This window comes from Collinsella aerofaciens, from assembly GCF_001405375.1.
GTDB lineage: Bacteria > Actinomycetota > Coriobacteriia > Coriobacteriales > Coriobacteriaceae > Collinsella > Collinsella aerofaciens_F.
In genome coordinates, this window is sequence record NZ_CYYP01000009.1 from 26,260 (window position 1) to 46,885 (window position 20,626).

At 61.3% G+C, this 20,626-nt stretch carries 15 protein-coding genes and 3 tRNA genes; 9 read left to right on the forward strand and 9 right to left on the reverse strand.

All coding sequences use genetic code 11. From position 1 onward, the window contains the following. Positions 1-66: 66 nt before the first annotated feature. Positions 67-1,194 (forward strand): glutamate 5-kinase, encoded by a 1,128-nt coding sequence (gene proB / locus ARB25_RS05770; protein ID WP_055286527.1) that lies wholly within the window; start codon positions 67-69, stop codon positions 1,192-1,194. Between the two features lie 198 nt (positions 1,195-1,392). Here the strand turns inward: proB and ARB25_RS05775 are convergent, their stop codons facing one another. Then, positions 1,393-2,811, reverse strand: coding sequence for an alpha/beta fold hydrolase (locus tag ARB25_RS05775; RefSeq protein WP_055286529.1), 1,419 nt, complete (start codon positions 2,809-2,811; stop codon positions 1,393-1,395). A gap of 112 nt (positions 2,812-2,923) precedes the next feature. Here ARB25_RS05775 and ARB25_RS05780 point away from each other — a divergent pair, with 112 nt between their 5' ends. Continuing rightward, positions 2,924-4,210 (forward strand): glutamate-5-semialdehyde dehydrogenase, encoded by a 1,287-nt coding sequence (locus ARB25_RS05780; protein WP_055286531.1) that lies wholly within the window; start codon positions 2,924-2,926, stop codon positions 4,208-4,210. 70 nt (positions 4,211-4,280) lie between these two features. On the opposite strand, the gene ARB25_RS05785 is transcribed toward ARB25_RS05780, so the two are convergent. Together ARB25_RS05785 and ARB25_RS05790 are read right to left on the reverse strand one after the other, a co-directional pair. Next, a complete protein-coding gene (locus ARB25_RS05785) occupies positions 4,281-4,880 on the reverse strand; it encodes an HD domain-containing protein (protein WP_055286533.1) in 600 nt (199 codons plus the stop codon). A 107-nt stretch (positions 4,881-4,987) separates the two neighbouring features. Further along, a complete protein-coding gene (locus tag ARB25_RS05790) occupies positions 4,988-5,473 on the reverse strand; it encodes a CarD family transcriptional regulator (protein ID WP_022094807.1) in 486 nt (161 codons plus the stop codon). Positions 5,474-5,815: 342 nt separating this feature from the next. Between ARB25_RS05790 and argS the strand changes: the two genes are divergently transcribed. The 4 genes from argS (at position 5,816) to ARB25_RS05810 (ending at position 12,925) form a co-directional block, all read left to right on the forward strand. After that, positions 5,816-7,669, forward strand: a complete 1,854-nt coding sequence (gene argS / locus ARB25_RS05795) for an arginine--tRNA ligase (RefSeq protein ID WP_055286535.1) — start codon at positions 5,816-5,818, stop codon at positions 7,667-7,669. Positions 7,670-8,198: 529 nt separating this feature from the next. Further along, complete coding sequence (rho, locus tag ARB25_RS09765; protein WP_253276061.1) at positions 8,199-10,754, forward strand: transcription termination factor Rho; 2,556 nt, start codon at positions 8,199-8,201, stop codon at positions 10,752-10,754. A 313-nt stretch (positions 10,755-11,067) separates the two neighbouring features. Then, positions 11,068-12,468, forward strand: coding sequence for a hypothetical protein (locus ARB25_RS05805; RefSeq protein WP_055286536.1), 1,401 nt, complete (start codon positions 11,068-11,070; stop codon positions 12,466-12,468). 7 nt (positions 12,469-12,475) lie between these two features. Beyond that, complete coding sequence (locus ARB25_RS05810) at positions 12,476-12,925, forward strand: VanZ family protein (protein ID WP_006235485.1); 450 nt, start codon at positions 12,476-12,478, stop codon at positions 12,923-12,925. Between the two features lie 114 nt (positions 12,926-13,039). Here the strand turns inward: ARB25_RS05810 and ARB25_RS05815 are convergent, their stop codons facing one another. Next, the gene (locus ARB25_RS05815; protein ID WP_055286538.1) at positions 13,040-13,930 is read right to left on the reverse strand and encodes an ROK family protein; all 891 of its coding nucleotides are present in this window, start codon (positions 13,928-13,930) and stop codon (positions 13,040-13,042) included. A 140-nt stretch (positions 13,931-14,070) separates the two neighbouring features. Continuing rightward, a complete protein-coding gene (locus tag ARB25_RS05820) occupies positions 14,071-15,252 on the reverse strand; it encodes a pyridoxal phosphate-dependent aminotransferase (RefSeq protein WP_055286540.1) in 1,182 nt (393 codons plus the stop codon). Positions 15,253-15,418: 166 nt separating this feature from the next. Here ARB25_RS05820 and ARB25_RS05825 point away from each other — a divergent pair. The 3 genes from ARB25_RS05825 (at position 15,419) to ARB25_RS05835 (ending at position 15,709) form a co-directional block, all read left to right on the forward strand. Next, a tRNA-His gene (locus ARB25_RS05825) sits at positions 15,419-15,495 on the forward strand. Between the two features lie 22 nt (positions 15,496-15,517). Then, positions 15,518-15,593: transfer RNA gene (locus ARB25_RS05830), tRNA-Lys, on the forward strand. A gap of 43 nt (positions 15,594-15,636) precedes the next feature. Continuing rightward, positions 15,637-15,709: transfer RNA gene (locus ARB25_RS05835), tRNA-Lys, on the forward strand. 266 nt (positions 15,710-15,975) lie between these two features. Here ARB25_RS05835 and dinD read toward each other — a convergent pair. The 4 genes from dinD to ARB25_RS05855 form a co-directional block, all read right to left on the reverse strand. Beyond that, the gene (gene dinD / locus ARB25_RS05840; RefSeq protein WP_055286542.1) at positions 15,976-16,836 is read right to left on the reverse strand and encodes a DNA damage-inducible protein D; all 861 of its coding nucleotides are present in this window, start codon (positions 16,834-16,836) and stop codon (positions 15,976-15,978) included. A gap of 160 nt (positions 16,837-16,996) precedes the next feature. After that, on the reverse strand, positions 16,997-18,523 hold the full coding sequence (locus ARB25_RS05845) for an FAD-dependent oxidoreductase (protein WP_055286544.1): 1,527 nt from the start codon (positions 18,521-18,523) through the stop codon (positions 16,997-16,999). Positions 18,524-18,779: 256 nt separating this feature from the next. Next, on the reverse strand, positions 18,780-19,784 hold the full coding sequence (locus tag ARB25_RS05850) for a GGGtGRT protein (RefSeq protein ID WP_022094815.1): 1,005 nt from the start codon (positions 19,782-19,784) through the stop codon (positions 18,780-18,782). An 18-nt stretch (positions 19,785-19,802) separates the two neighbouring features. After that, a complete protein-coding gene (locus ARB25_RS05855) occupies positions 19,803-20,537 on the reverse strand; it encodes an iron-sulfur cluster assembly scaffold protein (protein WP_006235554.1) in 735 nt (244 codons plus the stop codon). Positions 20,538-20,626 lie beyond the last annotated feature (89 nt).

Consider the following 20,626-nt stretch of genomic DNA (forward strand, 5'->3'; position numbering starts at 1 on the left):
AGGGGCGAGTCACGCTCCCTTGGCCGCCAGCTCGGCCGTTCGCTGAACAGTTGATTGGTTTGACGTATGACGACTTCTTATAAAACGATGGTGGTAAAGATCGGTTCGTCCACGGTGGTGGGTGCCGATGGCAAGGTCAACCGCGCCTTTATCGGCGGACTTGCCGATCAGGCCGCAGCGCTGCGCAAGCTCGGCTGGCGTCTGGTCGTGGTGAGCTCGGGCGCTATTGCCTGTGGCTATCCCGTGCTGGGCTTCGACCGCAAGCCGGTCGGCGACCTGCCGAGCTTACAGGCTTGCGCCTCGGCCGGTCAGTGCATCATCTCGTCGGCCTACGACGAGGAGTTCCATGCGCGCGACCTGCTCACCTCGCTCGTGCTGCTCACGCGCCACGACACGGCCCGTCGCACGTCCTACCTGCATGCGCGCGACGCCCTGCTGCGCCTCGTGGAGCTTGGCGTGGTGCCGATCGTCAACGAGAACGATACCGTTACCGTCGATGAGATCAAGTTTGGTGACAACGACACACTGGCGGCGCTTGTGAGCTGCCTGGTTTCTGCCGATCTGTGCGTGACGCTCTCGGACATCGATGGTCTCTATACCGCCAATCCGCACGAGGACCCGACGGCCGAGTTTGTTCCTGTCGTGCATAAGATCGATGCCAAGATTATTGCCTCGGCGGGCGATTCTTCCACATCGGTGGGCACGGGCGGCATGATTACCAAGATTCGCGCGAGCCGTATCCTGATGACGGCGGGCATTCAGAGCGTGATTTGCTCGGGCGAGGAACCCGATGCGCTCGTGCGCCTCGCCCGCGGCGAGAGCGTGGGCACGCTGTTCGATCCGCCGGCGGAGCGTCTGGACATCGCACCCCGCAAGCTGTGGATCGCACTGGGCGACAAGGCGCACGGCTCGGTGACGGTCGATGATGGTGCCGCGAAGGCGCTGGTTAGCCGTGGCTCTTCCTTGCTTGCGGTGGGTATTCGCGAGGTCGATGGCCAGTTTGCCGAGGGCGATGTGCTCGATGTGTGCGATCCGAGCGGTATGGTCGTCGCTCGCGGTATCGCTGAGGCCGATTCGGACGTGCTGGAGCTTGCTGCCGGTCGCCGCCAGGACCAGATCGCCAGCAACCGCCTGCTGGCAGACCTGGCCGAGAAGCCGGCGATACACAGGGATAACCTAATCGTCTTCGCCTAACCAATTGACGCTGCAAACGCCCCTAAGCGGCAATCTGACGTTCAATCGTCGGGTATGACCAAAAGGTCAATGCCCTCCTCTTTCACGTCACCTTGCTCGCTTAGGGGCGTTTTCGCTTTCCGTCCTCTACCTGCGGCATTGTCGTTGCCGGCACTTGGGGACGTTCCTTTTGTGCCGGCAGGTGGGGACACTCCTTTGTTAGAAGATTCGGCGCAGGTCTCCGCGGTTGAGGGCTTCGTCGAAGAGGTGCTTGAACACCACGCTGCCGTGCAGGCCGTCGTGCTCGAACTCGTTGGTCACCCAGGCATGCGAGTTGCCCACGCGGCTGAGCGTATCGAGCTGCAGGCCCGAATCCACGTACATGTCGTCGAAATACACCGCGGCCTGGAGCGGCACCTCGTTGCAGGCCAGGCGCTGCGGGTCGTAGATCTTGTCCCAGCTGGTGTCTTCCATCAGCAGGTCCATGGCGGGCTTGAAGGGCTTGAGCTCGGGCATCTGCTCGAACATCCACGGGAACATGGCCTCGCCGGTAAACATGAGCGGGCGCGCGAGGGTGTCGAACTCGGCGCGGTGAGCCTTCTCTTCAGCCGCGGCCCAGCCAATGGGCATAGTGTCACCGTCGGCGTATATGAACTCCTGCAGCGTCCAGTACAGCGGATTCGTGCGCGTGTTGGTGCGCTCGAAGGCGCGCATCAAAAAGCTGTCAGATACCGAGGCGCCGCAGGTCAGCGTGCCGTCGCCGTCAACAAAAGCGTGATCGATAATCCAATGCATACGCTCAAAGCTCGGCTTCATGCCAAAGTCGCTGCCCATGAGCTGTAGGCGCTCGACCGTCATCGGCGAGCCGTCGGGCAGCACGGGCTTCTGAGCCTCGAGCGCATCGGCCAGGGCTGCCACGCGTTCGACGTCAGCGGGGTAGCGGTCATAATACTGCTGCGTCTTGGCGGCCATGCGCGGGAAGGTATGCGCGTAGACCTCGCTTGCGCTCGCCGGCACGTGGGGGATTCCGCCGCAGGTAAAGCTCGCCGCCACGCCCTCGGGGAAGAGCGACAGATAGCTCAGCGTCAAAAAGCCGCCGTAGCTCTGGCCGAGTGCGACCCACGGCTTGCCGCCAAAGCCCACCAGTCGCAGGTATTCAAAATCGCGCACGATGGAGCTGGCGAGGTGGCGCTTGAGGAAGTCCGCCTGCGAGCGTGCTGTATCGGCGCCGGCGGCCGTTGCGCGATCACCCAGTGCCTTGATCGTGCGTCCGTCCACGCAGCTGCTGCGTCCGGTGCCGCGCTGGTCGGGAAGGACCACGCGGAAATGCTTGACGGCCTCCTCGATCCAGCCGTCGCTTGTGGGCGACAGCGGACGCGGGCTCTCGCCGCCGGGGCCGCCCTGCAAAAACAGGAGCAGCGGCAGATCGTCGTTGATGCGGTCGGGCGCGCAAACCACGCGGTAGAAGAGCTTGATGCTCTCGGGCGCGCCGGCGATTGGTGCCGGCATAGCGCCGCGGCGCATGGTGCTGCCGACGGCCAGGAGCATCGGCTCCAGGCCGCGCCAGTCAAGGGGGACGTCGATGCTGTGGTCCTCGACGTAAAGGCCGGGGACGTGGTACGAAGTGATGAGGGCCATGTGAGTCTTCCGTTCGTTGCGGTGTTTCGGGTTGACCAATTCTACCGCCGCGGGCGAGGCCATGTGCAAATCGGCTACCATGGTTGCAAACTTCTAGGAGAAAGGGCCGCCCATGTCGGTCGATATAGCCACGTATGTCCACGATCTTGCCGTTGCCGCCAAGGCAGCGTCGGCCTCACTTGCCACGGCGAGCGATGAGCAGCGCCAGGAGGCCGTGCGCGCCATGGCCGCAGCACTGCGCAACGGTGTCGACTCCATCGTCGCCGCCAACGAGCTCGACATGTCCGCCGCGCGCGATGCGGGTACCTCGGCCGGACTGCTCGATCGCCTGCTGCTGACGCCCGAGCGCGTTGAGGGCATGGCCGCCGGCCTGGAAAAGCTCGCCGAGCTGCCCGATCCCGTGGGCCGCGTGCTCGACCACCGCGTGCTTGCAAGCGGCGTGGACCTGACCCGTGTGAGTGTTCCGCTGGGCCTGGTCGCTATGGTCTACGAGGCGCGCCCCAACGTGACGGCCGACGCCGCAGGCATCTGCATCCGTACCGGCAACGCCTGTATTCTGCGCGGCGGCTCGCTGGCCTATCACTCGTGTGCCATGATCGCCGAGCTGCTGGCCGATGCGCTCGAGGCCAAGGGCTTCCCGCGCGAGGCCGTGTCGATGATCGAGTCCACCGACCGCGAGGCCACTGGCGAGCTCATGAAGCTCCGCGGCATTGTCGACGTACTCATTCCGCGCGGCGGTGCAGGCCTGATCCAGCGCTGCGTGCGCGAGTCGCTTGTGCCGGTGATTGAGACGGGCACGGGCAACTGCCACATCTACGTGCATGAATCCGCCGACTTTGATAAGGCGCTCAACATTATCGTTAATGCCAAGACCCAGCGCGTAGGCGTGTGCAATGCCGCCGAGTCGCTGCTGGTCGACCATGCTGTGGCCGATGCGTTTTTGCCTGCGGTCGTTGCCGTGCTGCACGATCACGGCGTGCTCATTCACGGCGACGAGGCCACGTGCGCCGCGTGCGCCGACGCCGGCTTTGTGGAGGGCGATGACTACGTCGCCGCGACTGAGGAGGACTGGGGTCGCGAGTACCTGGCGCTCGAGATGAGCGTGAAGGTCGTGGCAAACGAGGACCAGGCCATCGCACACATCAATCGCTACGGCACGATGCACTCCGAGGCCATCGTTGCCGAGGACACGGACGCTTGCGAGCGCTTCCTGGATGCGGTCGATGCCTCGGCCGTGTACGCCAACGCCAGCACGCGCTTCACTGACGGCGGCGAGTTTGGCCTGGGCGCCGAGATTGGCATCTCGACCCAAAAGCTCCACGCCCGTGGCCCCTTTGCCGCCGAGGCCCTCACTACCTACAAATACAAGCTCCGAGGCACCGGCCAGGTCCGCCCCTAACGCCCACGCAAAGAAAAACCACCACAAAGGTGCCTGTCCCCTTTGTGGTGGTTATAGGTGGCGTGGGCGGTTAGGCCTGGAAGGTATCGCGGTCGGGGGCGAAGGACTGCATAGCCGCGATGGTGCGGTCAAAGAGCTCGGGGAGCTCCCAGCCCAACATCTCGGCGCCCTGCGAAATCACGTCGCGCGAGCAGCCGGCGGCAAAGCGCTTGTCCTTGAACTTCTTCTTGAGCGACTTGGTCGTAAAGTCCATAACGCTCTTGCTCGGGCGCATGATGACTGCAGCGCCGATCAGGCCGGTGAGCTCATCGCAGGCAAACAGGATCTTTTCCATCTGCAGCTCGGGCTTGGGCAGCGAGGTGTTGAAGTCGGACGTGTGCGTCTGGATGGCGTGAATGAGCTCGGGAGACGCACCTTCGCCCTCAAGAATCTCGGCAGCATAGATGGTGTGGTTCATGGGGTCGTCCTCATGCTCCTCCCAATCCAGGTCGTGCAGCAGACCGACGATGCCCCAAAACTCCTCGTTCTCGGGGTCGAACTCGCGCGCAAAGTAGCGCATAGTGCCCTCGACCGTCTCGCCATGGGTGATGTGGAACGGGTCCTTGTTGTGCTCGTTGAGCAGTTCGAACGCGCGGTCGCGGGTGATTCCGGCGGTAAGCGGCTCTGCCATAAGAGACTCCTTGTGCTCGTGGGTATCGATAAGAATGAATACTACTAGAACAAGAAAACCACCACAAAGGTGCCTGTCCCCTTTGTGGTGGTTTTGGCGCGGTTGGGTTAGTTGAGGGCGGCTTGGGCTAGGCGGGCTTCAGCGTCCTCCTCGGTGACGCCCAAGGCCACGGCGAACTCCTCGATGGAGCGGCGCTTGGCTTCCTTGAGTACTCGCATGTAGTAGGAGCTGGGCTTTTTATCAGCTTCCTCGGCCTGGCGAATGCGGTGCATCATGGTCTTTGCCACGCGGACCGTCTCGGGCGCGCCCAGCTTGAGCTGCTGCTTAAAGTGCGTCTCCTCAAGTGAGCTGTTGCGCTCGGTAAAGGTGTCGCACTCCAGCTCGTCATAGTGGCTCAGCAGGTGCTCGGCATCTTGCTGCGAGATAGCGGCGTGCAAACGGTCGGCCTGCGCCACGGGGTACATGAGGATCGTCTGCGCATGTCCCTGCTTGGTCTCGAGCAGCAGCATGGGCTGCGGTGTGTCGTCCCTAAAACCGACGACGGTGCAGACTCCCTGGCCCGGATGAATGACGTGTTGACCGATTGAGAACATGCTACCTCCAACTTATACGAATTTACGTATGACTAGAATAACATGCTGACGTGCGCAAACCCTTACTTTATGCAGGAAAAGCACACAACTCCGATAGGTAAGAGTATTCGATAACAGACGCAGCTCATTCACACCTTTATGCATTTTCAACGCTTGCATAATCTGCAGGCAGACTGGCATCTTTGAGTGACTCCATACAAGCTGTAGTCAATTTTGTGCATATGCAATATCGATTGGCTTTACCCTGCGACAGTGCCCGTCGCTTGTGATAGAGTGCTACAAACTCTGGCTTTTGCCCTACGAGTGACCAAGAGCTCGGGGGCTTTAACACAAGGAGGATCTATGCCCGAGAAGATTGAAGAGCTGGTACGCGCTGCGCTTGCTGCGGCCCAGGAGGCCGGCGACCTTTCCGCATTTGAACTTGACGATTGCGCTATCGAGCGACCGGCTGACACTTCTCATGGCGAGTGGACCTCCACCATGGCCCTGAAGTCCGCCAAGCTGGCCCACTGCGCCCCGCGCAAGATCGCCGAGGCCATCGTTGCCCATATGCCCGAGGACCCCGCGATTGAGAAGGTCGAGATCGCAGGCCCCGGCTTCATCAACTTTTACCTTTCCGTCGCTGTCAAGAATGCCATCTTTGGCGAGGCCCGCGAGAAGGGCATGGACTTCGCTAAGTCCAACGTCGGTGGCGGCTTGAAGACCCAGGTCGAGTTCGTCTCCGCCAACCCCGTCGGCCCCATGCACATCGGCCATGGCCGCTGGGCCGCGCTGGGTGACTCCCTCTGCCGCGTTATGGATCACGCCGGTTACGACATCCAGCGTGAGTTCTACATCAATGACCACGGCTCTCAGATGAACACCTTCGGCAACTCCATCAGCACGCGCTATATGCAGCTTGCCGACATCATCGCCAAGCAGGGCGTGGATATCGACGAGGCTCACAAGCTGCTGATCGCTGACCGCGACGCCTTCGTTGCCGATGAGAACGACGAGCATCCCGAGACCCATCCGTACCAGGACAACTTTGCCGAGACCCTGGGCAAGGACTCCTACGGCGGCGACTACATCATCGATGAGGCCGCCGAGTTCTGGCGCACCGATGGCGATAAGTGGGTCAACGCCGATCCGCAGGAGCGCATGGAGAGCTTCCGCGAGCGCGGCTACGTAAAGATGGTCGACAACATGCGCGACCTTTGCCACGCCGTTAACTGCGACTTCGATCGTTGGTTCTCCGAGCGCTCCCTGTACGTGAAGGACACCGAGGGCGAGACCGCCGGCACCTCCGCCGTCGACCGCGCTTTTGAGAAGCTCGACAAGATGGGCTACCTCTACACCAAGGACGGCGCCCTGTGGTTCCGCTCCACCGACCTGGGCGATGACAAGGATCGCGTGCTGATCAAGTCCGACGGCGAGTACACCTACTTCGCCTCCGACGTTGCCTATCACTGGGATAAGTTCCAGCGCGTCGACCACGTCATCGACATCTGGGGCGCCGACCACCACGGCTACATCGAGCGCGTCCGCTGCGTCTGCGACGCTCTGGGTTACCCCGGCAAGTTTGAGGTTCTGCTGGGCCAGCTCGTCAACCTGCTGCGCAATGGCAAGCCCGTCCGTATGTCCAAGCGTAAGGGCACCATGGTGACCCTTCAGGAGCTCGTCGACGAGGTCGGCTCCGATGCCGCTCGCTACACGCTCATCTCCAAGAGCTCTAACCAGATGGTCGACTTCGACATCGAGGCCGTTAAGAAGCGCGACAACTCCAACCCGGTGTACTACGTGCAGTACGCTCACGCCCGCGTGTGCTCCATCCTACGCCGTGCCGCCGACGTTACGCCCGAGCAGGCTGACGAGATGGGCATGAAGGCCGTCGCCGCCAAGGCCATCGGTGAGAACGTCGATTACTCGCTGCTGACCGACCCGACCGAGCTCGCCCTTTCGCGTAAGCTCAACGAGCTCACCGACCTCATCGCCAGCTGCGCTCGCGACCGCGCCCCGTTCCGTCTGACGCACTTTGCCGAGGAACTCGCCGGCGACTTCCACAGCTTCTACGCTGCCTGCCAGGTTCTGCCGAGCGAGGGCCGTCCCGTCGACCCCGAGCTTTCGCGCGCCCGTCTGGCCGCTTGCGATGCCGTTCGCGTGACGCTCGCCCTGGTGCTCACCCTCGTTGGCGTTTCCGCGCCCGAGCAGATGTAATCATCGAGTCATTTGACCGTACAGACTTGGTTTAACTAAGCCTTGAAAGCCCGATCTCCCACGGAGGTCGGGCTTTTTTGCAAACGCCGACGTATTGACGAATTTGGAACTGCTGGAAATACGAAACTATGTCGATTTACTACGATGAATTGAGGTATTCCAACCACGCCGGCTTTTCGCTAAAAAGTGCAAGGCATCTACCTGCGGTTTTAGTTCAACAAGTTTCGGAGTGGTCGCGGTTGAGCGATTCATCGTAGTAAACCGCCATAGTTTTGGCGGAGGCAGTCAGATTTGTGGGTGTTAAACCAAAGAGTGTCCCTTTTGACTAGTCGTTTAAGAACGTCCCCAATGACTAAGTTGCAGGTGGTTGCGGTTGTGTTACACTAACGCTGCGTATATGACGCAAATATCTCGATACAGATCAATGATGTCCGTCGGTATTTGACGGAGCTAGACTGTTTAGCCGCCCTGAAGGTTTATGCAGGGAGCATGTGATCACAGGGCTTGAAAAGAAAGTTGAGCAAACACTGTGTCTGATCAACAGCAAGAAAACGAAATAACGACGACGCAGGCCGCTCCCGCTGCACCGGTTGCGTCGGACCAGGTCGCGGCGCCCGCGCAAGCCTCGGCTCCTGAGACGCCCAAGGCTGCTTCGACGCCTACGCCTGCAACGGCTGAGAAGGCCGTGCCTGCAACTGGTGAGGAGGCTGCTCCGGCAAAGCCCAAGCGCACGCGCCGCGCGGCCAAGCCTGCCGCTGACGGCGAGGAGGTCACCAAGCCCAAGCGCCGTACCACGTGCACGACGCGCGCCAAGCGCACCGTTGCAGCTGACTCCTCGGCGCCGATTTCCGATGAGGTCGCGCAGGCACGTGCGTTGGCGCAGATTAGCGAGGCTCAGGTGGTGCGCGCCCGCCGTCGTGCTGCCGAGCGCGAGGCTGCGGCTCTGACCGAGCTCGCAGCTCCGTCTGTGCCCGAGACGCCTGCCGCCGGCCAGCCGACCGAGAAGCCGGTACCGCGCACACGCCGTCGCACGGCTGCTAAGGCCGAGCAGGTTGCTGAACAGGTAACCCCCGAGCTCACTGAGGCTTCGGTCCGTTCCGCGGCAGGGGAGGGCACATCGCCTGTTGAGCCCGCTGCGCCTGTCGAGGCCAGCGAAGTCCCCGTTGTCGATCCGGCTTTGCGCCCGCACCGTCGCGGTCGCAAGCCCAAGGCCTTCGTCGAGGCCGAGAAGGCCGCAGCCGCAGCCGTCGCCGCTCGGGATGCTGCGGCGATCGCCGAGTCTGCAACCGCTGCCGATGCACCCGTCCAGGATGCTGCGACTTCCGAGGCCGTTTCTGCCGATGCCGAGCCTGCCGACGTCCGTCCCGGTCGCAGCCGTCGTACTGCTGCTAAGCGCACGTCCAAGGCCAAGGCTGCCAAGAAGGGTGCGTCCGAGGATTCCGCCGAGATGACCGCCGATGCATCGATTGATGCCGCCGAGCCCCAGGACGTCGAACAGTCTGCGTCCGAGAAGCCCAAGCGCGGTCGTAAGAAGTCCGCTAAGGCCAAGGCGTCCGAGCAGCAGGCCGAGGCCGAGCTGCAGGGCGATTCCAAGGCCGAGGCCAGCGATGATACTGCGGCTAACGCCGATGCCGCCGCAACCGATGGCGCCGCGCCCGCCGAGGCCGAAGACGGCACTCGCCCCAACCGTCGCCAGCACAAGCGCAACGACGAGCGCAATGAGCGCAAGGACGACCGCAACAACGACCGCCGCAACCGCCAGCGCGATCGCAAACAGCGCAACAAGGAGCGCAACGCCGCCCCCACCGAGCCCACGCTTTCGCGTGAGGAACTCGCGGCCATGAAGGTCGCCGAGCTGCGCGAGAAGGCCAAGGAGTTCGAGATCGAGACGACCGGCAAGAAGAAAGCCGAGCTCGTCGAGGAGATCTACGTCACCGCCGCGAAGGCCGAGGGCTTCCGCGACATCAAGGGCATCCTGCAGATTCGTCCGGACAGCTCCGGTATCATCCATGCCCATGGCTACATGAAGTCCAACGACGACGCCTTCGTGCCCGCCTACCTCATCCGCTCCGCGCGCCTGCGCACGGGCGACGTCATCGAGGGCTCGCTGCGTCCTTCGCGCGGCGGCGACAAGCGCGCCGGCCTCGCCAAAATCACGACCGTCAACGGTCTGGACCCCGAGCAGATTCGCAACCGCCCCAAGTTTGGTGACCTCACCCCGGTCTATCCCAACGAGCCGCTGCGCATGGAGCACGGCAAGGACTCCATTACCGGTCGCGCCATCGACATCGTGTCGCCGATCGGCAAGGGTCAGCGTGGCCTGATCGTGTCCCCGCCCAAGGCCGGCAAGACCACGATCCTCAAGAAGATCTGCCAGTCTATCTCGATTAACAACCCCGAGGTGCACCTCATCTGCCTGCTCGTCGACGAGCGCCCCGAGGAGGTCACCGATATGCAGCGCTCCATTAAGGGCGAGGTCGTGGCCTCGACCTTCGATATGCCCGCCGACAACCACACCCGCGTGGCCGAGCTCGTCATCGAGCGCGCCAAGCGCATCGTGGAGCTGGGCGGCGATGTCGTGGTGGTGCTCGACTCCATCACGCGTCTTGCCCGCGCCTACAACTTGGCGGCGCCCGCCTCGGGCCGTATCCTTTCGGGCGGCGTCGATTCGGCGGCGCTGTATCCGCCCAAGCGCTTCCTGGGCGCAGCCCGTAATATCGAGAACGGTGGCTCGCTCACCATCCTGGCCTCTGCCCTCATCGACACCGGTTCCAAGATGGACGAGGTCATCTTCGAGGAGTTCAAGGGCACTGGCAACATGGAACTTAAGCTCGACCGCGACCTGGCCGACCGTCGCATCTTCCCGGCTATCGACCCTGTTGCCTCCGGTACGCGTAATGAGGACCTGTTGGTCGACGAGCAGATGCGTCCGTTTGTTTTTGGCCTGCGTCGCATTCTTGCCGGCATGAACAACACCGAGCGCGCAGCCGCATCGTTTATCAAGGGTCTTAAGGGCACCAACACCAACCAAGAGTTCCTGGTGCGTTCGGCCAAAAAGCACAGCGACTACGAGCAGACGTTCTAGGTTGTCATCCACGCGCAGCGATAGTCATCAATTCGATAAAGGGTCGGGGCTTTGAGCCTCGGCCCTTTTTCATATCGTCGCTCCGCACTTATTTTTAACCATAAGACCGACGAGCAGCAGGTTTCCCGTTTCAATCCGACATCGTCGCTTGCAATCGACGGGGCGGTTTCGCATAATAGCTTTTAAGCTTCGCGACGGAAAACGCAGATGAAACGAACCATATACCGTTGCTTTGGGGCATAGCCCCGCTTCATCTTCTCTCGCGCAGCCAACTGAATGATGCGATTTGGGTGCTGGAAGATGGGGAGAGCTCATGGCTTCTTCTGATGCAACACAACGAGCAGTCCTTGCCGGACTTTCGTGCGGGATCGGCCTTGCCGCTCCCGTGGTTATGTATGCCGCGACGCTGCCGTTTTCGTCGGTGAACGAGACGGTCGTGGCAGGTGCGGTTCCCTTCGCCGTGGGCGCGGTGGCGGGCGTGGGTATCTATGCCGCCTCGCTGGGTATCTCCGAGTACCGTGCGCAGCGTGAAGAGCGTCTGTTCCAGCCCGATGCCATGGGCGGTGCCGCCAATCTCAATCAGCATCAAAGCGAGTTCAAGACCGCCTCGATTCCAGCCCAGCAGCAGGATGCGACTCCTTACGCTGCGGCTTCTGCTTCTCAGGCTCAGGCGGAGCAGCCTACCTCGGCATTCCTTTCCGGCCTGACTGGTGCGTTCCAGCGCCGTCATGCCGATGATGGTGTCCCTACCATCGCTCGAGCCGCAGATGCTATGGACGAGGACGAGGCTTGGTCCATGATCGACAGTATGCTCGACGACGATTCGCCGGTGAGCTGCGACCCTGCACACTCGCGCGACGTCTATCAAGTCGCCATCGACGAGCTCACCAACGGCGGGCAGACCGGCTCTTTCAATCGCGACGACATCGCCGCCGCGGCGCGTGCCGTGTCTGGCTCCCAGGCCGCCCCTGCGGGCAGCACGGCGGCTTTCGTGGCACTCGTTGCCAACGCGGCAGCCAATAACGCTTACAGCGCTACCTCGGCGGATGCGAACGCTTCTGCCGACAATTCGTACATTGATGAAGCCATGACCGCGGACGAGGAGGCCGTTGCCGCCCGCCGTGCCGCCGAGAGCTCGCTTTGGGGCGCTCCTGCCCAGCAGCAGGCGGCTGAGGCTGCGCCGTACAATGCAAACCTCGCCAGCATGCCTATCATCTCCGGTGCCGCGGACATCGATCTCGATGACCTCGATGAGCCTGCAGCCATCACCGCATCGATTGATGCCCAAGATCGCATCGCCACCGGCGACCTTCCGGACGCCTCGCTCGAGGTTGATGTCCCCATGGCTGATTACTCGGGCCACGAGGACATGTGGGCCGCCGCCACCGCGATTCTGGATGAGATTGACGAGCCTGCTCCTGTTGCAGCCCCCGCCCCCGTCGCTGCCCCTCAACCTGCTGCCCCCGCCTATGTCGGCCGTCACAGCACTGTGTTCCCCGAGGATACTGCCCGTATCTCGCGCGAGAGCATCGAGCGGGCCGAGGCTATTGCCGCCGGCATTATGGAAAACCGTCGTCACGAGCGCGTTAATCAGATCCTCGAGGAAGAGATCGAGCGCCTGCAGTCCTCTACCGCCAAGCGTACGGGCCGTGCCTACCTGAGCGTTATCGAGGGCGGTACCGCTAGCTTCGCGCCGCTCCGCGCGGAGGCATAACTTCTGCATGGTTAAAATCAATCGAAAATGGGCGGTCGTTACCTGCCTGATGGCGCTCTTGATCTGGGGCAATTCGTTGGTTCCCGGCTCGGGGTCGGGCTCGCTGAGCCTAACGGTCATGGAAGCTATCCGCGGTTTCCTGCACGGCGTGGGACTTCCATATGAATGGGTGACCAACTTTGTTGTTCGCAAGTGCGCGCATTTTACCGAGTATATGGTGCTCGGCATCCTGGCAACGCACGCCTTTGATTTTGAGGGCCGGCGCACCTTTGACGTGCTGCTGCCCACGGCGGTGTTCCTGCTGCTGATTCCCTCGATCGACGAGACGATTCAGCTCTTTGTGCCGGGACGCGCCGGCATGATCACCGATGTGATGATCGACTGCTGTGGAGCGGCAACGGGCGTTGTGCTCCGATATCTCTTACGGTCGCTGATGTGCGCCAAAAAGGCCGCCTAGGACGTATTGTTTGGTCCTAGGCGGCCTTTTTTATTTGAGGGCTTATATGAGGCGTGGTGGCGTCGTTCCGTAGGTCGGATTTGCCGGGCGCGCCACGCCCTGTGGGTGCGTCTGCTACTGAAGCGCCTGTGCGCCCAGGGCCAGGCAGCCCATAATGCCCTGCTTGCCCTCGAGGCTGTTGTTGACAATGTAGGTGTCGATATCGTTGACCTCGGGCGTGACGATGTAGCTGTTGAGCATCTCGGCGCACTTTTTGCGGGCGAGCGGCACGATAGGGGTGTGATCGGCAACGCCACCGCCGATGATGATCTTCTGCGGGGCATAGCACAGCGTGTAGGTCATGAGTGCCTGTGCCAGATAGCCCGCGAGCAGATCCATGGCCTCCGGGTCATCGGCCATGTCTCCGGCACTCTTGCCATTCCAGCGCTTTTTAACGCCGGGGCCTGCGATGAGGCCCTCGAGGCAGTTGTCGTGGAAGGGGCAGGCGCTATGCTCGCCGATGGTGTCGCGCGGGTCGCGCGTGACCAGGATATGGCCGGCCTCGGGATGCATCATGCCGTGTACGAGCTTGCCGCCCGATAGCACGCCGGCGCCCACGCCGGTGCCGATGGTCAGGTAGATCACGTCTGTGAGGCCCTGGGCGCAACCAAAGGTGACCTCGCCCAGGCAGGCGACGTTGACGTCGGTGTCGTAGCCGCAGGGAATATTGAGCTCGTTTTGGATAGTGCCCAGCAGGTCAAAGTAGCGCCATGCCGTTTTGGGCGTCTCCAGGATCTTGCCGTATTGGGGCGAGGCGGGGTTGACTGCGGTAGGGCCAAAGGCGCCAATGCCCAGCGCGGCGATGCCCTTGTCGGCAAACCACGCGTTGACGGCCTCGACGGTCTCCTGCGGGGTCGTGGTCGCGATCTGCTCACGCTCCAGGACCGTGCCGTCTGCATAGCCCGTGGCGCAGACCATCTTGGTGCCGCCGGCCTCGAGCGCTCCGATAAGCTGCTGCTCTGCCATAATATTCCTCTCTCTGGGACGAGTTGCTCCGTGACTAAAGTATAGAGCTCAAACCATTTAAGAAAGCGCTATAGAAAGAAGCCTCGCAACGCGGCGGGCGGTGCGAGGCTTCTTTGGTTGCTTTAGTTGCCGGGCCGTCCTTACCCGCGCGGCTTGATTTTATCACGTAGAGACTTGAGGTTCTCCAGTGCCGCGTTAAGCGTCTCGTCTCGCTTGGCAAAGTGGAAACGAATCAGATGGTTGACGGGCTCGCGGAAGAAGCTCGAGCCGGGCACTGCGCCCACGCCCACCTTTGAGGCCAGGTCCTCGCAGAACTCGAGGTCGCTGTCGTAGCCAAACTCAGAGATATCCATCATCACGTAGTAGGCACCCTGCGGTACGTTGTGCTTAAGTCCGATACTATCGAGCCCTTGGCAGAACAGGTCGCGTTTGGCGGTATAGAGGTCAAGGACCTCATCGTAATAGCTGCCGTCGAAGTTGAGGGCGGTGACGACGGCTTCCTGCAGGGGAGCGGCGGCACCCACGGTGAGGAAGTCGTGGACCTTCTTGATGCGCTCGGTGATCTGGGCCGGGGCAATGGTGTAGCCAAGACGCCAGCCGGTGATGGAGTACGTCTTAGACAGCGAACTGCAGCTGATGGTTCGCTCGAACATGCCGGGCAGCGTGGCCATATAGACGTGCTCGTGGGGCGCGTAGACGATGTGCTCGTATACCTCGTCGGTAATGCAGTAGGCGTCGTACTTTTTGCAGAGGTCGGCGATAAAGGTGAGCTCCTCGCGCGTAAAGACCTTGCCACAGGGGTTGGACGGGTTGCACAGGACGATCGCCTTGGGATCGTTGTCGCGGAAGGCCGCCTCAAGCACCTCACGGTCAAAGTCGAACGCAGGCGGGTTAAGCGGCACGTAGATGGGCTCGGCACCCGAAAGGATCGTGTCGGCGCCGTAGTTCTCATAGAACGGCGAGAAGATGACGACCTTGTCGCCGGGGTTCGTGACCGTCATCATGGCGGCCATCATGGCCTCGGTGGAGCCGCAGGTGACTACGATATTCTCGTTGGGGTTCACCGGCATGCCCATAAAGTGCTCCTGTTTGGCGGCGAGCGCCTCGCGCATGGCCTGGGAGCCCCAGGTAATGGAGTACTGGTGGTAGAGCGGCTTGGGGTCGGCGGCGATGGTGCTCAGGCTGTTGAGCAGCTGCGCCGGAGGATCGAAGTCGGGGAAGCCCTGCGAGAGATTGACGGCATCGTACTTATTGGAGATGCGTGTCATGCGGCGGATGACCGAATCGGTAAATGTTGCCGTGCGGTTGGAGAGTTCTTTCATGCCGGTCCTTTCGAGGATTTGCAGTGGGGCAAGTTTACTCCTATGGAACCGGTGGGAATTGCTCGAAACGCGCTCGAAAAACTCTTTTCAAAATTCTTGAAAATTGGGGCTTGCATCGCGTGGCGTTCCTTGCAATAATAGTCGAGCGCGAAGCGCACAGGACACGGTGGGTGTAGCTCAGTTGGCTAGAGCGACGGGTTGTGGTCCCGTAGGTCGAGGGTTCGAGTCCCTTTACCCACCCCAGTTCTTGCTTCGTGTTGATATCGGGTCGTTAGCTCAGTTGGTAGAGCAGGGGACTCTTAATCCCAAGGTCCAGGGTTCGAACCCCTGACGGCCCACCACACGATATCTCCTCTAAAGTCCGCCATAACGGACTTTAGCTTTGGGTCGTTAGCTCAGTTGGTAGAGCAGGGGACTCTTAATCCCAAGGTCCAGGGTTCGACCCCCTGACGGCCCACCCAAAGCATGTTAAAGCGACTGGCTTAGGCTGGTCGCTTTTTTGTTAACCTCGCATGGGGTCGAACCCGTCGGGGCGCGGAGCTGAGGAAATGCGTAAGCATTTGCCAGCGCAGCGCGCAAGGCGCCTTGGCGCCGCAGCGGTCGCCTGCGCAGCAGGCTGACCCCCTGACGGCCCACCAAAGCAAGTTTAGACGGTCAACGAGAGCTGGCCGTCTTTTTTTGTTGACCTCGCATGGGGTCGAACCCGAAAAGGCGCGGCCGCTTTCACAGATCGAGCCTACCCTGGGGATCGGTAAAACCGTCAGTACCCTCCTTGAGTTTCTTCTCGTCTGCCTTCACACGACGCTCGAGCTTTTTTGTATCCTCGGCAGGCGGTAGGTTCTCGGGGACAATTCCGCGGTCGATGAGGCTGCCACGCACGCTTGTGTTGTTCTCGACGTGCTCTTGCTTGATCTGGTCCAGACCGTACAGGTCGTGTTCCTCGGCGTTGAAGGCCGTCATCGAGTTCGTAAGGTCCTTTGCTTTGATGAGGACATCGGCTAACCTGTCCGCCAATGCCGCGCTCTTGGGTATGCCGAGCTGCTGCTTCATTTGCGCCGTGCTTCTGCCGCCGAATAACGCTTCATCGCCCTTCGACTTGATGATCGCGAATCCTTTGGAGTCAACGCCGCGTTTGAACGTAATACCCGAGAGCTGTTTCTCTGAATCGGATAGCGAGTGGCGCGCCTGCAAGCGCTGAATCTCTGCGAAGCGCTGCTCTATGAGCTCTTGGCGGCGCGTCTGGACGGCAAAGTATGCCTGCGCGAGCGCGATCTCCGGCTTGTTTGGATCTCCGTTTTGGGCGATTAAATAGCATGCGTAGCGCGTAAGTTTGTAGTCTTTAACCGCGCGAGCGGCGACACCGGCAGTTACCATTTTCGTGGTGTCACGAAAATGGGAATCAACTGGAGTTTTGTTTGTTTCGCACGAGACTTTTGCCCTCTTAACAACTTCGGCGAAGTTCTCCCATCGAGTGTACCCCATGGGTTCCATTAAATCGCGTGCGAGCCAATATTCAACGCCGTCTTCCACATTGGCGTAGCTATCAAGTTCGACACGCCACTTCTCGATATCTCTACTGTCCATATCTCCTCCTCGCTGGTCTATTGTCTATGCGGGCTTTGCCCACTCTGTATTCAGAATAAGGATACGCTGCCGTGCGGACACGAATGGGCCCGTGCTGCTTCGAGCTCACGGGGCCCATGGATATCGATTGGTTGTGTTCTGCTTTAGATAGGTGTCCGGTTTAATCCGCTCGATAGTGCGACCCGAGACTTTCAGTTCGCTTGCGCATGGCTTTGACCATTTCCTGTGCTAGTCGAATCTGCGACTGTAGGCGGGCGAGGGCTGCGATCTCGCTGTCATCGGTATGCGGCTTGCTCAGCGCCATGACCTTGTCTTGCAGGCTTTCAAGCTGTTGCAGGGCCTCGGATAGGCCTGTTTCGGTCCTGTTGATCATGCAAAAGGTGCTCATCGTGTGCCTAAGGCTGTGTGTCAGGCGTTCGGCATCTGTTGTGGCAATGCCGTACTGGGGGAGGGTGATATCCGCCTTCAGGGCCGCCTCAGGCTCTTTCTGCGCTGCGAGGGCTGCCGATGCGCCCGCGATACGTCCGAATACGATGCCGTTGGCGCTTGACAAGCCACCAATGCGGTCGGCGCCGTGCATGCCGCCTGTCGCCTCGCCGCAAGCGTAGAGGCCCTCAACGCCCGTGTGCGCGGTCTTATCGATCTTGATGCCGCCGTTAGCGGCGTGGGCATACATCGCAACGCGCATCTCGTCAGTCGGGGCGATGCCGTGCTCGTCTTGCAGCCAGGTGGCAAAGGTCTGCACAAACTCTGGGACATCCTCGCGGGGGAAGTCGTAGTGGAGTGCCAGGCCTTCGACACCTGCCTGTTCGATGACGAGATCGATAGCGCGGGAGGCCAAGCGTGACGTGAAGGGACCATATCCAGAGCGCTGCTCGAGCAGGTCGTCCAGCTTGTCGTCGGCAATATCTGCCGGCTGGTCTACATGTACGTAGCGCCAGGTCTTCTCGTTAAAGACAAGGTTGCGCTTGGGCTCGATGAAGCCGGGCATCATCTGCATGAACTCTATATTAGTAAGCGATGCGCCGTGCGCCAGTGCGATGGCCTGTGATGAGCTGAGCACGTCGGCGGAAGTGAGGCTTCGCTCGAACAGGCCACCCGTGCCACCGGCTGCGATGATCGTGGCTTTGGTAGCAAAGGGCAAGATTCGATCTTCGGTGAGGTTGTAGAGCACGGTTCCGGTGATTCTGCCGTTCGTGTCCTCAACAAGGTCGATAAGCTCATGGCGGGGGAGCAGGCGAATGCCGAGCGACTCGATCCGGGCTGTCAGAGCGTCCTCAAGGGGCTTGCGGGTGAGGCCGCGCCACATGCGCGTTTTGTGGTCAAAGCAGGGGATAAACTGCTTTTGCTGAGCGCTCTCAGCGTTTTGCGGACGCTTGAGCTCAACGCCCAGGTCTTGCTCGAGCCATTCAATTGCCTGGGGAATGCCGTGGACAAACGTCTGGACAAGCTCGGGGTCGGCAACACCGCCGCCGACGGTCTGGATGGTGTCGATGAGGTCTTGTTCGTCGTCTTCGTTAACGGGTCCGATAAGCCCTAGGCCCCAGGTTCCAGGGAAGAAGCTCGATCCACTCATGGTCTTGCCGGCGCTTGCCACAGCGACGGTTGCGCCCGTGCGTGCCGCTTCGATGGCGGCACAAAGGCCCGCAATGCCAGATCCAATTACCAGTACATCAGTCGATTCCATCGGATTCCTTTCTCGTCCGGCGCATTGTCGCACGGGTGATCGGCAATGGGGCCGCAAAGACTCGGCAAATCGGTAAAGGGCAAATATGGCAGGTGGGCGTCATGGACGCTCTGACGCTCCATCTCTTCACATCTCGTATTTCGCCCCAGCTGATATATCGGCATTAGATACCCTGCGCCAGCGCAAACAAAAAGAGCCGCTACCTCGAAAGGTAGCGGCTCCAAAGCTCAACTATCTGAGCATCGCGCGGGCGCGATTAGGCCTTGAGGGCCTCTTCGACGGCGACAGCGCAGGCGACGGTGGCACCGACCATGGGGTTGTTGCCCATGCCGATGAGACCCATCATGTCGACGTGCGCAGGCACGGAGGAAGAACCGGCGAACTGGGCGTCGGAGTGCATGCGGCCCATGGTGTCGGTCATGCCGTAAGAGGCAGGGCCGGCGCCCATGTTGTCCGGGTGCAGGGTACGGCCAGTGCCGCCACCAGAAGCGACGGAGAAGTACTTCTTGCCAGCCTCGAGGCGCTCCTTCTTGTAGGTGCCAGCGACGGGGTGCTGGAAGCGCGTGGGGTTGGTGGAGTTACCGGTGATCGAGATGTCGACGTTCTCGTGCCACATGATGGCAACGCCCTCGCGGACGTCGTCGGCGCCGTAGCAGTTGACGGCGGCGCGGGGACCATCGGAGTAGGGGATGGTCTCGACGACCTTGAGCTCGCCCGTGAAGTAGTCGAACTGGGTCTTCACGTAGGTGAAGCCGTTGATGCGGGCGATGATCTGAGCGGCGTCCTTGCCCAGACCGTTGAGAATAACGCGCAGCGGCTTCTTGCGAGCCTTGTTGGCGTTCAGAGCCAGGCCGATAGCGCCCTCAGCGGCAGCGAAGGACTCGTGGCCGGCCAGGAAGGCGAAGCACTCGGTGTCGTCGGAGAGCAGCATAGCGCCCAGGTTGCCGTGGCCCAGACCGACCTTGCGGTCCTCGGCGACGGAGCCGGGAACGGTGAAGGCCTGGATGCCCTCGCCGATGATGGCAGCAGCCTCAGAAGCGGTCTTGGCGCCACGCTTGACAGCAAGAGCGCAGCCGAGGGTGTAGGCCCACTCGGCGTTCTGGAAGGCGATGGACTGGGTGTTGTTGACGATCTCACGCGGGTTGAAGCCCTTGTCGGTGCAGATCTGCAGAGCTTCCTCGAGGGAGGCGATGCCGTTGTCGGCGAGGCACTTGTTGATCTTGTCAGCGCGGCGCTCGTAACCTTCGAACGTAACAGTCATAGTTATTTCCCTCCCTTTCTACTCGTGAACCGGGAACACGCTGGCGACGGAGTGAGTCTCCTCGTCGGTGCGCGGGTCGATGTACTTGGCAGCGTTCTCCCACTGACCATAGTGGCCCATAGCGCCAGCGATGGCCTCCTCGGGGGTCTTGCCGGCCTTGACGGCGTCGGTGAACTTGCCGAGGTTCAGGAACTCGAATGCGATGATCTCGTTCTTGTCGTTGAGAGCCATGCGGGTGACGTAGCCCTGAGCGAGCTCGAGGTAACGAGCGCCCTTGGCCTTGGTGCCGAACATGGTGCCGACCTGAGAGCGAAGGCCCTTGCCGAGGTCGTCGAGGGAGGCGCCCACGGGCAGGCCGCCCTCGGAGAACGCGGTCTGGCTGCGGCCGTAAACGATCTGCAGGAAGATCTCGCGCATAGCAACGTTGATGGCGTCGCAGACAAGGTCGGTGTTGAGGGCCTCGAGGATGGTCTTACCGGGAAGGATCTCGGAAGCCATGGCGGCAGAGTGGGTCATGCCCGAGCAGCCGATGGTCTCAACGAGGGCCTCCTCGATGATGCCGTCCTTGACGTTCAGCGTGAGCTTGCAGGCGCCCTGCTGAGGTGCGCACCAACCCACACCGTGCGTAAGACCGGAGATGTCGGAAATCTCCTTAGCCTGGACCCACTTGCCCTCCTCGGGGATGGGTGCGGGGCCGTGGTATGCACCCTTGGCAACGGGGCACATGTTCTCCACTTCCTGTGAGTACTGCATGCCTCTCCTCTCTATCGTGTTGGCGTCCCGTCTGGGGGTCGTGGCTGGCGATTGCCGGGCGACCCTTCGAAAGGGACATGACATGCAGC

Bases quoted from the DNA above. Each gene is read 5' to 3' on its own strand.
- ARB25_RS05810 (WP_006235485.1), top strand. From the start codon at position 12,476: ATGGTTAAAATCAATCGAAAATGGGCGGTCGTTACCTGCCTGATGGCG.
- ARB25_RS05815 (WP_055286538.1), bottom strand. From the start codon at position 13,930: ATGGCAGAGCAGCAGCTTATCGGAGCGCTCGAGGCCGGCGGCACCAAG.
- proB (WP_055286527.1), top strand. From the start codon at position 67: ATGACGACTTCTTATAAAACGATGGTGGTAAAGATCGGTTCGTCCACG.
- ARB25_RS05780 (WP_055286531.1), top strand. From the start codon at position 2,924: ATGTCGGTCGATATAGCCACGTATGTCCACGATCTTGCCGTTGCCGCC.
- ARB25_RS05850 (WP_022094815.1), bottom strand. From the start codon at position 19,784: ATGACTGTTACGTTCGAAGGTTACGAGCGCCGCGCTGACAAGATCAAC.
- ARB25_RS05785 (WP_055286533.1), bottom strand. From the start codon at position 4,880: ATGGCAGAGCCGCTTACCGCCGGAATCACCCGCGACCGCGCGTTCGAA.
- ARB25_RS05805 (WP_055286536.1), top strand. From the start codon at position 11,068: ATGGCTTCTTCTGATGCAACACAACGAGCAGTCCTTGCCGGACTTTCG.
- argS (WP_055286535.1), top strand. From the start codon at position 5,816: ATGCCCGAGAAGATTGAAGAGCTGGTACGCGCTGCGCTTGCTGCGGCC.
- ARB25_RS05855 (WP_006235554.1), bottom strand. From the start codon at position 20,537: ATGCAGTACTCACAGGAAGTGGAGAACATGTGCCCCGTTGCCAAGGGT.
- ARB25_RS05820 (WP_055286540.1), bottom strand. From the start codon at position 15,252: ATGAAAGAACTCTCCAACCGCACGGCAACATTTACCGATTCGGTCATC.
- ARB25_RS05845 (WP_055286544.1), bottom strand. From the start codon at position 18,523: ATGGAATCGACTGATGTACTGGTAATTGGATCTGGCATTGCGGGCCTT.
- dinD (WP_055286542.1), bottom strand. From the start codon at position 16,836: ATGGACAGTAGAGATATCGAGAAGTGGCGTGTCGAACTTGATAGCTAC.
- ARB25_RS05790 (WP_022094807.1), bottom strand. From the start codon at position 5,473: ATGTTCTCAATCGGTCAACACGTCATTCATCCGGGCCAGGGAGTCTGC.
- ARB25_RS05775 (WP_055286529.1), bottom strand. From the start codon at position 2,811: ATGGCCCTCATCACTTCGTACCACGTCCCCGGCCTTTACGTCGAGGAC.